The 13,890-nt window shown below is 41.2% G+C and carries 15 protein-coding genes and 2 riboswitches; of the genes, 4 read left to right on the top strand and 11 right to left on the bottom strand.

What is annotated here, in order from left to right:
• The first annotated feature begins 6 nt into the window (after positions 1 to 6).
• Positions 7 to 1,512: a sporulation kinase KinD gene (gene kinD, locus C6348_RS02180; RefSeq protein WP_106041718.1), complete on the top strand. Its 1,506-nt coding sequence runs from the start codon at positions 7 to 9 to the stop codon at positions 1,510 to 1,512.
• 46 nt (positions 1,513 to 1,558) lie between these two features.
• Here kinD and C6348_RS02175 read toward each other — a convergent pair whose 3' ends face one another.
• From C6348_RS02175 to C6348_RS02150, 6 genes are all read right to left on the bottom strand, one after another.
• Positions 1,559 to 1,801: an aspartyl-phosphate phosphatase Spo0E family protein gene (locus C6348_RS02175; protein WP_034662891.1), complete on the bottom strand. Its 243-nt coding sequence runs from the start codon at positions 1,799 to 1,801 to the stop codon at positions 1,559 to 1,561.
• 300 nt (positions 1,802 to 2,101) lie between these two features.
• On the bottom strand, positions 2,102 to 2,632 hold the full coding sequence (locus tag C6348_RS02170; protein ID WP_034662895.1) for a 1,2-dihydroxy-3-keto-5-methylthiopentene dioxygenase: 531 nt from the start codon (positions 2,630 to 2,632) through the stop codon (positions 2,102 to 2,104).
• Between the two features lie 15 nt (positions 2,633 to 2,647).
• Positions 2,648 to 3,286 carry a methylthioribulose 1-phosphate dehydratase gene (locus tag C6348_RS02165; protein ID WP_106041716.1) on the bottom strand — a complete coding sequence of 213 codons (639 nt, stop codon included), beginning with the start codon at positions 3,284 to 3,286 and terminating at the stop codon, positions 2,648 to 2,650.
• Positions 3,250 to 3,945: a 2-hydroxy-3-keto-5-methylthiopentenyl-1-phosphate phosphatase gene (locus tag C6348_RS02160; protein WP_106041714.1), complete on the bottom strand. Its 696-nt coding sequence runs from the start codon at positions 3,943 to 3,945 to the stop codon at positions 3,250 to 3,252. Before C6348_RS02160 ends, C6348_RS02165 begins: the two co-directional genes overlap by 37 nt.
• Positions 3,946 to 5,166 (bottom strand): 2,3-diketo-5-methylthiopentyl-1-phosphate enolase, encoded by a 1,221-nt coding sequence (mtnW, locus tag C6348_RS02155; protein WP_106041712.1) that lies wholly within the window; start codon positions 5,164 to 5,166, stop codon positions 3,946 to 3,948.
• Positions 5,167 to 5,267: 101 nt separating this feature from the next.
• A riboswitch (SAM riboswitch) is annotated at positions 5,268 to 5,369 on the bottom strand.
• 12 nt (positions 5,370 to 5,381) lie between these two features.
• Positions 5,382 to 6,605 carry a pyridoxal phosphate-dependent aminotransferase gene (locus C6348_RS02150; protein WP_106041710.1) on the bottom strand — a complete coding sequence of 408 codons (1,224 nt, stop codon included), beginning with the start codon at positions 6,603 to 6,605 and terminating at the stop codon, positions 5,382 to 5,384.
• Positions 6,606 to 6,768: 163 nt separating this feature from the next.
• A riboswitch (SAM riboswitch) is annotated at positions 6,769 to 6,927 on the top strand.
• A 79-nt stretch (positions 6,928 to 7,006) separates the two neighbouring features.
• Between C6348_RS02150 and mtnK the strand changes: the two genes are divergently transcribed.
• Both mtnK and mtnA read left to right on the top strand, forming a co-directional pair.
• Positions 7,007 to 8,200 carry an S-methyl-5-thioribose kinase gene (gene mtnK / locus C6348_RS02145; RefSeq protein WP_106041708.1) on the top strand — a complete coding sequence of 398 codons (1,194 nt, stop codon included), beginning with the start codon at positions 7,007 to 7,009 and terminating at the stop codon, positions 8,198 to 8,200.
• A gap of 6 nt (positions 8,201 to 8,206) precedes the next feature.
• Positions 8,207 to 9,268, top strand: coding sequence for an S-methyl-5-thioribose-1-phosphate isomerase (gene mtnA, locus C6348_RS02140; protein WP_106041706.1), 1,062 nt, complete (start codon positions 8,207 to 8,209; stop codon positions 9,266 to 9,268).
• Between the two features lie 25 nt (positions 9,269 to 9,293).
• Here the strand turns inward: mtnA and C6348_RS19140 are convergent, their stop codons facing one another.
• The 3 genes from C6348_RS19140 to C6348_RS02130 form a co-directional block, all read right to left on the bottom strand.
• Positions 9,294 to 9,428: a hypothetical protein gene (locus tag C6348_RS19140; RefSeq protein ID WP_262417168.1), complete on the bottom strand. Its 135-nt coding sequence runs from the start codon at positions 9,426 to 9,428 to the stop codon at positions 9,294 to 9,296.
• 91 nt (positions 9,429 to 9,519) lie between these two features.
• On the bottom strand, positions 9,520 to 10,011 hold the full coding sequence (locus tag C6348_RS02135; RefSeq protein WP_066030983.1) for a methylated-DNA--[protein]-cysteine S-methyltransferase: 492 nt from the start codon (positions 10,009 to 10,011) through the stop codon (positions 9,520 to 9,522).
• Between the two features lies 1 nt (position 10,012).
• On the bottom strand, positions 10,013 to 12,208 hold the full coding sequence (locus C6348_RS02130; RefSeq protein ID WP_106041704.1) for a PAS domain-containing sensor histidine kinase: 2,196 nt from the start codon (positions 12,206 to 12,208) through the stop codon (positions 10,013 to 10,015).
• A gap of 293 nt (positions 12,209 to 12,501) precedes the next feature.
• Between C6348_RS02130 and C6348_RS02125 the strand changes: the two genes are divergently transcribed.
• Positions 12,502 to 13,521 (top strand): acyltransferase family protein, encoded by a 1,020-nt coding sequence (locus C6348_RS02125; RefSeq protein WP_106041702.1) that lies wholly within the window; start codon positions 12,502 to 12,504, stop codon positions 13,519 to 13,521.
• A gap of 27 nt (positions 13,522 to 13,548) precedes the next feature.
• On the opposite strand, the gene C6348_RS02120 is transcribed toward C6348_RS02125, so the two are convergent.
• Positions 13,549 to 13,731, bottom strand: coding sequence for a hypothetical protein (locus C6348_RS02120; RefSeq protein ID WP_034662925.1), 183 nt, complete (start codon positions 13,729 to 13,731; stop codon positions 13,549 to 13,551).
• Complete coding sequence (locus tag C6348_RS18830; RefSeq protein ID WP_088004399.1) at positions 13,724 to 13,888, bottom strand: hypothetical protein; 165 nt, start codon at positions 13,886 to 13,888, stop codon at positions 13,724 to 13,726. The genes C6348_RS02120 and C6348_RS18830 overlap by 8 nt, the downstream gene beginning before the upstream one ends.
• Positions 13,889 to 13,890: the final 2 nt, after the last annotated feature.

Genomic DNA, 13,890 nt, shown 5'->3' with positions numbered 1-13,890 from the left:
TGAATGATGAGTATACTGAAAGGGTTTTGGAAGAAGATCAGGCTGTACCTTATTTTGGTCATGATTCCAACCCTAATCATTAGTTATTTTATCTACGAAAAAGAAACGGAAAAAATCGACTTAAAAAACAAACAAACTGCTACACTTATGTTAAATATTCACAAAAACCAAATGAATTATTTAATTAGTGAAACAGAAGCGAGATTAACTTCACTTGCCATGGGATTTGACCAGCCTCTCGAGACGAAAAAAGTAGAAAACATCCTAGAGAAAATCTATAAACAAGAACCTCGTTTTTCAGGTCTGTATCTCCTAGACAAAAAAGGAAATGTAACAGTAAGCACCACAGCGTTAAAGGAAAAAATCAATCTGTCATTCAGAGATTACTTTAAGCGCATTCAAGTGACCAAACAGACGGTGATCACAGATAACTATGTGAGCCGAATTACAAAACAGCGGATTCTTTCCATTTGTGTACCTGTACTGGATGAAAACGAAGAAGTCACCAATGTGCTAATTGCCGCCATTCAAATTGATTATTTAAGAAATATTATGAATGTATTGAACCCTGATCTTCATTTTAAGATGCTGAATCAAAATGGACATGTGGTGTTTACAAGTGGTCCGCAGCCAGCATCAGAAAATGGCAGCACCGTGTCTACATATTTAGATGAAAACAGCTGGAAGCTGGAGGTCTTTCCGCAGCGCGCGTCTACAGGTGAAGTGCTGTCTGTTATGTTGATCCCTTTATCCAGTGCTTTTATTTTATTAAATATTTTATTCACACTTGTTCAATATATCATTTTAAGGCGTCAAACCCAGCAGGAGCGTCACCAAAATGAAGCGCAAAAGCTTGAATTAATCGGAACCCTCGCAGCAAGTACGGCACACGAAATTCGCAACCCATTAACAGGGATCAGCGGATTTATACAGCTTTTGCAAAAGAAGTATCATTCAGAAGAAGATCAGCTCTATTTTTCTGTCATTGAAGAAGAAATTAAACGAATCAACCAAATCGTCAGTGAGTTTCTTGTATTAGGGAAACCAACGGCAGAAAAATGGCAGAATAACTCTGTAAAAGAAATTGTAAGTGAGATCATGCCGATCGTTTTCTCTGAGGCGAACCTTTATAATGTTGAGGTTGATTTGCAAATTAATACGATTCAGGATGTTGGGGTATATTGCACAAAGGATCACATTAAACAAGTCGTATTAAATGTAGCGAAGAACTCGTTAGAAGCGATGCCAAATGGCGGTCATTTGAAGATTTTGATTGAGGCTGAAAAAGAACATGTCATCATTAAAGTGAAAGATACGGGTGAAGGCATACCAGAAGAAATGTTAAAGCATATCTTCCTTCCTTTTATTACGTCGAAGGAAAAAGGGACAGGTCTTGGGCTTGTCGTGTGTAAACGAATCATTTCGATGTATGGCGGGACAATTGATATCGAGAGCGAAGTGAATAAAGGAACAACCGTCATGATCATGCTTCCTTCTGCTCACTCAGCATAGCTGAAACATTCAGCCGGTTTTGCTTAGGCAAGACCGGTTTTTCATGTCAATAAGAAGGACGGTTCACAGATAGAAGACTCATTTGAGATACAAGATCATGAAAGGAGGGGGCAGATTGTTTCTCATGAAAAAGGAGATACTGATACTCATTCATCAGGTTGTCTAGTTCTTGACTATATTTAATTGTCGTCTCACCAGTGTAGCCTTCCGCTTGAGCAGCTTCTACCATCTGTTTTCTCTTCTCATCAATGGACATCAGCAATTGTTCTTTCCTTACATAAATATTCATGATCTCAGCTCCCGCAATGAATTCGACTGTCTATGCTCAAAATGATCCGACACCAAAATTATACTTTATTTGTAAATTAAATTAAATATGCTTATTTTATTTAATTTTTTACAGCCTAAAGACCTCTTACCCAATCTAATTTGGAGCAAACTTCAAATTTGGACAGGACTGACACATGGATTAAACAGAATTTTATCCTATGCAGAAGATCAAAATCAACTATTTTCTTTCTCATTTTATACCTATTTTCCTAAAAAAAAGCTGATCATCCGCCTCATGCGGAATGATCAGCTCCTGTCATTAAACCGTTTCTTCCTCGTAAATTGGCACCCAGCCCTCAGTTGTGACAAATATGCGAACTGCGACCACTTTGCGATCCTCTTGAAGTGTAAAGTAGTGACGAATATGTGGCGGGACAGAAATTAAATCGCCTGGATTCAGTCTCACATCAAAAAAGACGCCATCCTTACTCTGAATGGCAAAGATTCCATGCCCGCTTACAATAAAACGTACTTCGTCATCTGTATGATGATGCTCACGCTTAAAATTTTGGAGCAACTCATCTAGATTTGGTGTGGCGTCAGATAATGAAATCACATCCTGCGCTTTGTACCCTCGTTTTTCAGATATACGCTGGATTTCCTTTTGAAAAACAGTCAAAATCTCTTCCTTTTCCTCATCTGTTAAATCATACTTTTCTGATAACCGGTTTGGCAGCTTTGCAATATCCCAATGTTCATAAATGACCCCTTGCTTTTCTAAATATGCTGCTACCTCTTGCTCGCTTTCAAGTAATGTGTTCTCTTCGTTATGAATCAAAATCGTCGCCATGTGCTTTTCCTCCTTTTATCTGACAAGCTGCTTTTGATAAAGCGTTAATTTTAAGTGGTAGCTAAATAAAAATTCATACGCCTCTAATACTCGTTTTGCTTCAAAGGCTGTTTTTCCCCAGACAGTGATGCCGTGATTTCGAATGAGCACTGCACCTGATTCTGACTCTTCAGTGAGATGCTTTGCAAATTGTGCTGCAAGATGCGGAATATGGGCTGGATTTTCAATAATCGGTATCGACACTTCTGCATCCTCTTCCCAGTAACCAAGCGCCTTGATGATTTCGTTTCCTTTCAAACGAACCTCGCCCTTATCCCCATACAGCTCAGACATCACATTATTATCGATTGTATGGACATGGAGGCAGCAGCCTGCTTCCGTCCGCTCATACACGTATGTGTGAAGCAGTGTTTCGGCTGATGGTCTAAGCTGTTCGTTCGGATCATCAGGCTTGCCTGCTGCGTTCACTAAAACAAAATCTTCATCCGTTTCTTTTCGTTTATCTTTGCCGCTTGCCGTCACCAAAAACGTGATTGGATCATCCGACACCTTGATTGATAAATTGCCGCTTGTTCCGTAAAACCAGTCTCTTTGTGCCAGTTCACGTTTGACGTCTGCTAGCTCCTGCCAGCGCTTGCTCTTTGCGTCTGCCATTCCTTCACTTCCTTTATTTGATCAAATTGCGCTTTAAGATCAATAAATGTTTCATACTCTTGATATACAAGCCCAAGCTCTTTACATTCATTCAGCAAGTAGTCGCGCGCAAATGTGAGATCCGCATGCTTTGCCGCCTCCACATCGGTGACTGAATCTCCGATCATGATGATGAAGTCATTCTCATGGGTCAGCTCTCGAATGATTGACGGCTTGCAGCATCCGCAGCCATTTTGACATTGCGAATCGCAGGCATGCGGCCATTCAATCTGAATATGATCTTCCCTAAATGAGGCATGATTGCAATAAATATTGTCTCTGCCCACAATGCCCTCGAGTATGGGATAGACAAAAAAGTCCATCCCGCCGCTTAGCACATAGAAAGGAATATCAGCCTTTTTCACATAATCAACAAATTGCTTGAATCCTTCTCGAATCTCTGTATCTTCTAAAATAAACGACTGAATGGCTTCTTTTTGATCACTCGTCAGTAATTGAAACATCTGCCCGACGCCTTCTTGAATGGTGATCTCCTTTGAGAGAACATCATCCTTCAGCTTCGTCCATTCACTTGGTGCAAAGTGTTTCATGATGCGAATGATATTATCATTTTTTGTAATTGTTCCATCAAAATCACAACATACAATTGGTTTTTTCATTTATTCTGCTACCCTTCCCCATAGTTCAAGTGCTGCTTTTAAGTCTTGGCAAGAAGCTGCCTTCTCTTGGATCGACTCTCCATGTATCACCGCATCAATGATCGATCGAAATGCTTTCCCTCCACCGATGGCTCCACGCGGATGTCCGTGAATTCCTCCACCAGCATTAATCACATGATCGAGTCCAAAATCTTTAATCAATACTGGAACCATTCCAGGATGAATGCCTGCTGACGGGACTGGGAACGTTTTTTGAACCAAATCCTCTTTTACACAAGCTTCATAGATTCCAAAGGCATCTTTTTTCGGAAGTGCAACCGACCCATAAGGTGAGGGAAAAAGACTCAAATCAGCGCCAGCATATCGATTTAATTTACCTAAAAGAAGAGAATGCGAGAATCCATATTCAGGCGATGATGTCAAAGCGCCGCTTACTGCGGGATGGGCCATAATAGGCAATGGAATATCTGGATCCTCAGCTAAGCTTTGCATGACATCTAGTCCGTAGGCAAAGACATTGAATAAGAGTGCATCCGCTCCGAGTTCAGCTGCCTTTCTTGCTCGATCCTTCAGTTCAAAGGTTCTGCCTGTTAAATTAACGGCATATAACGTTCGGTGCCCTGTCTCTTCATATGTTTCTTTTAATATCTTTTTTCCTTCTTTGATTCGTTCTTCAAAAGGGGCTAGCGGGCTCTCAAATAAAATTTCATCGTCTTTGATAAAGTCAACGCCGCCTAATGCTTGTAAACGGAGCTGCTCTTTTAAATCCGCCATATCACGGCCAATGACACCTTTAAAAATACTCATCAACAACGGACGATCAAACACGCCTGCTTTTTTGCGTATGCCATCAATTCCAAATACCGGTCCTGGCAGGCTTCTTTTAAAACTATCCGAGAATTGTATGTCGACTAGCTTCACTTTTCCATCAAGTGAAAGCTTTCCAAAGATCGTCGTCAAAACGGCCGGTATATCAGCTGAAAAGTTAGCCTCAGGATAAGCAATGGTCACCTCAGATTGATATAGGCCATTTTCGGCTGAAGCAACCTTTTCTGATACTTTTTCTACCCGCCCTTTATGTTTTTGAAGCTGCTCCTTTTTGAGCTGCGGCAAATCTGTCCATGATCCCACTGTTAAACCAAGTGCGATCTGCTCCGCTTTTCGGTTCACTTGTTCATCCTCTCGATGTGTTAATACGTATGTAGCCAGTAATTCACTCACTAGGAATCCCCTTTCGATTGCGTCATGCATATGGTCAATAAAAAACCTCTTCAAGTGCTTTGTCAGCGCCTTAAAGAGGTTGTTTCGTGTCATTCATCCGAATCTTATCTCTCAGCGCTTGCTGCAAGAATTAGCACCGTGCTTCATGGAAGTCGGTTGCCGGGCTTCATTGGGCTAGTCCCTCTGCCTACTCTTGATAAGAATATTCAATTTTCTTAAATATTGTCTGAATTATCGCACCATTTTTTTATGTTGTCAATGGGTTTATTTTCAAACAGATTCAAGGCAGCGATACGCCGAGCGGCTTCTTGTAACCGCTCCTCACTTGTTAAAAGCCCAACTCTCACGTACCCTTCACCGTGAGTACCAAACCCATTCCCCGGAGCCACAACAACATGTGCTTTCTCTAATAATACGTCAGAAAAAGATTCAGATGTATATCCTTCTGGCACCTTTAGCCAAGCAAAAAATGACCCCTTTGGTGCTGTGACCTCCCAGCCAATCTCCTTGCAGGCAGCGATCCACACATTTCGCCTATTTTCATATCGATCATTTTGCACCTGTACGCACGTTTGGTCGCTTAATAGGGCTTCCGCTGCTGCATCTTGAGTTGCTTTAAACAGTGAAACAAACAGGTGATCCTGATAAAGCTCAATCGCTTCAATAACAGACGAATTTCCTGCTGCAAAACCTACTCTCCAGCCGGCCATATTATACGTTTTAGACAATGTATAAATTTCAATACCCGTCTCTTTCGCTCCATCTGTTTGCAAAAAGCTGATCGGCTTTTTCCCATCAAACCCAATGCCGCCATAGGCAAAATCATGGACAACACAGAGTTTGTGATCTCTCGCAAATGTAACGGTTTCTTCAAAAAATGCACGACTTGCCGTGGCACCTGTCGGATTGTTAGGATAATTTAAATACATCAACTTTGCTTTTTTCTTATCATTCTCAGGCAATCGATCATAGTCAGGTAAAAAATCATTTTGTTCAAGAAGCGGCATCGTCACCATCTGAGCTCCAGCAAGTACGGCACCTGACCAATAATCAGGGTAACCAGGGTCTGGGACAAGGAGTGTATCTCCAGGATTCAGCAGGCATTGCGGCAGCTCAACAAGTCCCGCTTTCCCGCCAAATAAAATCGCAATCTCCTTCATCGGATCAAGCGTGACACCATATTCTCTTTCATAAAAGGCGGCGGCAGCCTTTTTTAATTTCGCTGTTCCACGGAATGACGAGTATTGATGATTTTCAGGTTTTAATACCGCTTCCTGCATGGCTTTTACAATATGCGAAGGGGTTGGCTGATCAGGATTTCCCTGCCCTAAATTAATGATATCTGCCCCTTCCTGCACCTTTTTCTGCACCTTTAGGACAAGAGACGCAAAAAATTGTTTCGGTAATTGTTTCAATACATCTGATTGCTGGAATTCCATTTCTTCACCTTCTATTCAAGTTACGTAACAATACAAACACTGTAATGGATTGTTTTATGAATTGTAAAGCAATTTTGAAAAAAGATTGACATGTGAAGCGCAGCTCTGATAATATCTTGAATTAAGAAATGCAAACAGGCACGAAACAATTACATATTGATTTCTCTTATCGAGAGTTGGGCGAGGGATTTGGCCTTTTGACCCCAACAGCAACCGACCGTAAATACCACTGTGAAGTGGGGCGCAGCAAGTAAGCGCCAAGACAATTGTCTTATAGGGCACGGTGCTAATTCCATCAGACGTATGTGCTGAGAGATAAGAGAGGCTTTGAGCATACACGCCATCAAGCCTCTTTCTCTCAGGAGAAAGAGGCTTTTTTATATGATTTGGAGGGATAGCAATTGGTTACACTTACGGCATCATATGAAGAATTAACAGAAAGCTCGGCAGTTGCACTCGCAATTAGACTTGGCTTGATCCAAGAAAGCAGTCATTTGACATGTACGGAAATCGGTGACGGGAATTTAAATTACGTCTTTCATATTTTTGATCACAAACAAGAAAAAGGATTGATCATCAAGCAGGCTCTGCCCTATGCCAAGGTGGTCGGAGAGAGCTGGCCGCTTACATTAGACCGCGCGAGAATTGAAAGTGCTGCCCTGATCAAGCAGTCAGAATATACGCCGCACCTTGTACCTGCAGTCTATTATTCAGATACAGCTCTTGCTGTGACGGCAATGGAGGATCTATCACACCTGGAAATCGTCAGAAAAGGGCTAATTGCCGGAAAACAATATCCGCATTTATCCGATCATGTAGGAGAATTTTTAGGAAAAACACTTTTTTACACTTCTGACTTTGCCACAAATCCTAAAATCAAAAAACAATTTGTGAAGCAATTTACGAATCCGGACCTTTGTGACATTACCGAAAAGCTCGTCTTCACAGATCCTTTCTTTGATAGCGGCACAAATGATTTCGAAGAAGAATTAAGAGAAGCTGCCGAAGCGCTTTGGGCAGATCTTGAAGTGCAGGCCAAAGCAGCCGAACTGAAGCGTATTTTCCTGACATCTGCTGAAACACTCGTTCATGGAGATCTTCATACAGGCAGTATTTTTGCAAGTGAGACGGAAACAAAAATCATTGATCCAGAATTCGCCTTTTACGGTCCCTTTGGATTCGATATTGGCCACTTTATCGCTAACCTGTTCCTCAATGCTTTGTCTCGTGAGAATGAACACGATCAGCAGCACCTTTTTGACCATGTCATCAATGTATGGGCGACATTCAAAGAAGTGTTCGCAAAAGCTTGGAAAGAAGACAGCATTGAAGCATTTAGTGTATCTGACAGTTTTTTAGCAACAACCTTTGACCGTATTTTAAAAGAAGCGGCAGGCTTTGCGGGCTGTGAGCTTGTCCGCCGAACAATCGGCCTTGCTCATGCCGCTGATCTCGATGCGATTCCATCACCATCTAGAAGGATTCAGCAGAAAAAAGCAGCACTAACGCTCGGAAAAACAATGATCAAACAATATCATGCAGTGGAAGCAGCGTCTGACCTCGTCGCATTATTCCAGCAATCTGTAAAGGAGTGACGGGTTTTGTCTAAAGAATTTGAAGTCCCCCGTTCTGTCGAATGGGAAGAAAACCATATTAACATTTTGAATCAGCAAAAATTACCGGCCGAAACTGAGTTTGAGCATTTATATACAAAAGAAGACGTGTATGATGCCATTGTCACGTTAAAAGTGCGGGGAGCACCTGCCATTGGCATTACAGCAGCTTTTGGACTGGCGCTCAGTGCCCAAGACATTGAGACAGAAGAAATTGATGTTTTTAAACAAGAAGTCATTCAGATAAAAGAATATTTAAACAGTGCTCGTCCAACCGCTGTGAATTTAGCCTGGGCTTTAGAGCGATTATTGCAGCGCATTGAGCGTGCAGCTTCGGTCAATGCAGCCAAAACAGACCTTGTCCATGAAGCCATTCAAATTCAAATTGAAGATGAAGAAACATGCAGACAAATCGGTCAAAATGCACTCCAGCTCTTTAAATCGGGTGATCGTATTATGACCATTTGCAATGCAGGCTCCATCGCCACGAGCCGGTACGGAACAGCCCTTGCTCCATTTTATTTAGCCAAAAAGAAAAATCTCGATCTTCACATTTTTGCCTGTGAAACACGCCCTGTTCTTCAAGGGGCTCGTCTGACAACATGGGAACTCATGCAAGGCGGCGTAGATGTGACGCTCATTACAGATAACATGGCAGCCCATACGATGAAAGAAAAGCAAATTTCCGCTGTCATTGTTGGAGCTGATCGTATTGCCCGTAATGGAGATACGGCGAATAAGATTGGAACGTTAAGTCTCGCCATTTTAGCTAAGCATTTTCAAATTCCGTTTTTTATAGCTGCACCGCTTTCCACCTTTGATGTATCAACCCAAGACGGGGCAGATATTCCAATTGAAGAGCGTGATCCGCTGGAAGTAAAGGAATTAAACGGCGTCCAAATTGCACCGCCTGATGTTCAGGTATTCAATCCCGCCTTTGATGTCACTCCTCACCATCTCATTTCAGGTATTATTACAGAGAAAGGGATTATCACGTCGAACTATACAGAAGAGATTGATGCTCTGTTCGCTGAAAGCACCTCACTCTAATCATAAAAAAAGCGCCGTGTACTTATTATTTAAGAGCACCGCGCTTTTTTATTTCATTCGTTTTTGCTAAGATTTCTTTTTTCTGTTCTTCTGTCAAAACGTTCATTTTGACACATAGTGATGTGACGGCATACATTTTATTCTTTTTGCCCCAAAACATTCCCTAGCGCCCTCCTTTTTCCCTCAACCAACTTTTTTAGCTTAATAAAAGGATATGTCGCTTGACAAACATTTGGAACAGGTCAATCGATTTATTTTTGAACAAATGGGATACCTTCTAATTCTAGCAGAACCGCTTTCATGTCTGTTTTTGTTCCTGCATAGCCCGTCAGAGAGCGGTCTTTTCCAATCACTCTGTGACAGGGAATAAAAATAGGTAATGCATTGCGTCTGTTCGCTTGTCCAATCGCTCTTACAGCTTTTGGGTTGCCAATCGCTTCTGCAATGTCTGCATAGCTTTTTGATTCACCATATGGAATAGTCGAAAGTGCTTCCCACACCTGCTCTTGAAACGGAGATCCCTTTTGCTTGAGCGGGAGATCGAATACTTGGCGCTCTCCCTTGAAATATTCATCTAGCTGCTTTTTCGCTTCTTGTAATACAGGCGTTTCTTCTTCTTTTAGATCGGCTTTCTGCTTTTTTACTAAAAATGGCTCATCATCAAACATCACCTCGATGATGGCATCGTCTTTTTCTAGTATGTATAATGCCCCAATTGGTGCGTGATAGACGGTATAATACACGTTAGTGCTCTCCTTCTTGTTTCTTCTGCCTCAGTGGAAGCGTGAGATGGAAGACGGTTCCTACCCCTTCCTCACTTTCTACCTCAATCGTTCCTTGATGCTCTTCAATAATTTTATAACTAACCATTAAGCCAAGTCCAGTTCCTCTTTCTTTTGTCGTATAAAATGGTTCCCCTAGACGCTTGAGCTTGTCCTCTGCCATTCCGCAGCCTTCATCCCGCAGTGAAATGACAATATGCTCTTCGCCCTTCCGCTGAATGCTCACATAGACATTTCCTTTTCTCGGCATGACTTCAATTGCATTTTTCAAAATGTTAATAAAGACCTGTTTTAATTGGTTTTGTTCACAATAAATGAGCGGAATCTCATCCAACACATTGAGATGCATTTGAACGTTGCCGAGGTTCGCCTGTGCGTGCAAAAGATCCATCGTGTCTTTCATAATTTGCACCACATTTTTTTCTTCATATACGATGGCTTGCGGTTTCGCTAAAATCAAAAATTCGGTGATGATGGATTCAATTCTTTTCAGCTCTGAAGTGATGACATTGAAATAGAGCGAATACTCCCCTTCTATATTTCCTTTTAACAGCTGTATGAAGCCTTTTAATGCTGTCATCGGGTTTCTAATTTCATGAGCAATTCCAGCGGCAAGCTCTCCCACCACATGAAGGGTATCTGATTTTCTCACCCGCTCTTCTAATTCCTTCCGCTCTGTCACATCTCTAAAGATCGCCAAATTCATATTATGAATAATGTTGCGTTTAAAAGAGAATTCCAATATACGCTGATCTGGATGGTTCAGCACAAACGGAACTTCATTGTCCATTTCATCTAACGACATCGCCTGAGCAGGCTGTGCCAAATGTTCAATTTGATAAGGCGCAAGGATATGGAAAAGGTTCATTTCCGTTAAATGATCGTCTTTCAATCCGAGCAGCTCGCTTGCGGATGGATTGACTTCGATAATGCGGTACTGGTTATCAAAAAGAACAATGCCGTCCATTGATCCATTAAATACTTTACGGAATTTGAGCTCACTTTCGCGCAGCTCCTCTTCCATTCTTTTTCGATCACTCACATTACGTAAAATGGTTAAGTGCTGTCCTTCTAATACCGCATGCTTTGATGTAAACTCGAGCTCTTTAAACTGACCATTTGCCATTCTGAACAACAGCTCTTCCCTTATTTCATGATTCCGAATATAACGTCTTCTAGTCGGCCTATATCTCTGATCAGATTTCACGAGAAAGTCTGTGAGTTTCTTGCCAATCAGTGAGTGCATAGGCAATTCAAAAATTCGGCAGGCTGATTCATTGGCTCTCACAATCTCTCCATCATCTGCCCATATGATGATCGCATCCATTGCATTTTCGAAAATTTCTCGAAAGCGTTCCTCACTTTTTAACAGCTTTTCTTCCATTAACCTTTTTTCTGTAATATCCCGCATGATGGACATATAAAAACCGCTCATGACATTTGATGTAATGGTGAGCTCGAATAATTTTTGCTGGCCAGATTGAAGGGTAACGGGAAGCTCTCCCTTGGCTTTCCCTGTTTCTTTAAGTGACGTTAAAAGGTGCTGCAAGGCTGGAAGATTTTCATCTTCGACAAATTCATTTAAATAACGATCGGTTAAATCGGTCTTTTGCAGCTCAAAGCTCTGACAAAAAGAGTGATTGGCGTCGATCATGCAGCCATCCTGATCAAAAATGACCATCCCGTCAATAGCTCGGTCAAACAAATCTTTGAACAGCTGCTCATTCATGGAGCGTTCTCGTTCTAGTATTTTCTTTGAGGAAATATCTCGCATGACCACGATATATTGCTGATTCACGACGTCATGCTCTGCGACAAATTCAATGTATTTTGTTTCCCCGTTTTCAAGCTGAATGGAGATTTCTCTTCTTAACGTTCCTTTTCGAAAAAATAAATCAAGGGAGCATTCAATTTTGTCTTTCGGGATGCCGTATAGGAAATCTAGAACGGATTTATTGAGGAGGTCTTCTTTCGATGTCTGTACAAGCCTGCATGTCGCTTCGTTGGCTTGGATAATATTGAGGTGCTGATCAAATATGAAAATGGCATCTAACGTCTTATTTAACAGCCTCTTTTGCTGCATCAACTCTGTTCGCAAATATTCGTTCTCTTTTTCTAATTTTCTGATATCTTCTGCGCCATCGAGCGTTTCAGTCATTCTCTTACACTCCTTTTCCAGCCTCATTCCTCTACAATATTTCTACAATATTTTCATTGTTCCTTCATTCGACTCATAAAAAAAAATAACTTTTTACACGAAGACTGTCTCATTTATTTCATTTGGATGACAGGATCGAACTGCGATTCTCTTTTCTTACGCTTCTTTTACAACCGTTCTACAATTTCACATCAAATAGCGAAATGAGCCAAAATGTATTTTAAAATGGGGCAAATACGGGAACAGTGCACATAGAACATTTATGTTTGAAATCAAGCAGGAAAGGTGATGTTATGGCATCTTCACGAGATAGTTATTTTGATAATGCAAAATTTCTTCTGATTTTTCTAGTTGTTTTTGGTCATTTGTTACGATCATTCATTCATGATAATGATTGGATGCTCTATTTATACAAGTTTATTTATACTTTTCATATGCCCGCCTTTATCTTGGTTTCCGGCTTCTTTGCAAAAGGCTTTAGAAAGCCAGGTTTTATGAAAAAAGTCGCCGTTAAGCTGATCATCCCATATTTAATTTTTCAGGTGATCTATTCAGTTTACTATTATCTCTTGCAGGATCAAAGCATGGCCAATTTAAATCCAATTGATCCGCAATGGTCTTTATGGTTTTTAATTAGTTTATTTTTTTGGAATTTGCTGCTCATTCCTTTTTCTAAACTTCCGTTTCACGGGGCGATGATCGTCAGTTTGTTGATTGCGTTACTTGTCGGTTACGTGGACAGCATCAGCAATACGCTCAGCTTATCGCGTACGTTTGTCTTTTTGCCGATGTTTTTAGCTGGCTTCTATTTGAAAAAGCAGCACTTTGAATTCATCCGTACAAGCAAAGGAAAGCTGGCAGCACTTCTTGTATTAATGGCTGTATTCCTGTTTTGCTATTTCTATGAATTTGATTATTCCTTCTTATTTGGATCACAGTCATATGCTTCTCTTGGAGATGAGGGATTGATTGCGGCGATGAAACGAATGGCATGGTATCTGCTTGCATTTGGCGCTACATTCAGCTTCTTTGCTTTAGTGCCAACACGCCGTTTCTTCTTTACAAAATGGGGCACAAGAACGTTATATGTGTATTTACTACATGGCTTTGTGATCAAGCTGCTTAGAACGACTTGGTTTGACGACTGGGCCCTGAATGCAGCAAGTGTACTGATGTTATTGCTGCTGACCATTCTGTTAACCTTTACCCTGTCTAGCACCTTTGTTAAAAACGTTGCACAGCCAGTGATTGAGCTCAAAATGAACAATCTTTTGCGTACAATCACCGGCAGGCAAGGCAGTTATATCAAATAAAAAACGATCCCGCGAGGATCGTTTTTTCTATTTTTCATCCATGTGTCCATTGTGACATTCAGCATCTTTCTTAGGTTTTACAAGAGTATCAATCCATTTGCTGCTGTTGATATCTCCAAGCTCACTGCCAAATTCCTCTTCTAAGATATCTGGGTCCATTGGCCTCTTATGGTCTTTCATGTCCTTGCTCTTCACATGCTTTTTAGTCATGAGATCCTCCTCCTTGTTTCCCTTTGTGAGAATTTCGGTTTGCCTGACGATCTCTTGATTGTTCATCAAATTGGGTTTGTCCTTGATCATGTGCCATGCTTTCTGTCGGTGTCATATTATTTGTCAGTGCTTCATTTTTCGCTGCTTTTCTTTTCATCT

The sequence above is a fragment of the Bacillus sp. YBWC18 genome, assembly GCF_002998775.1.
GTDB lineage: Bacteria > Bacillota > Bacilli > Bacillales > Bacillaceae > Bacillus.
The sequence above is the reverse complement of the archived record's forward strand: the minus strand, read 5'-3'. Positions and strand labels throughout refer to the sequence as shown.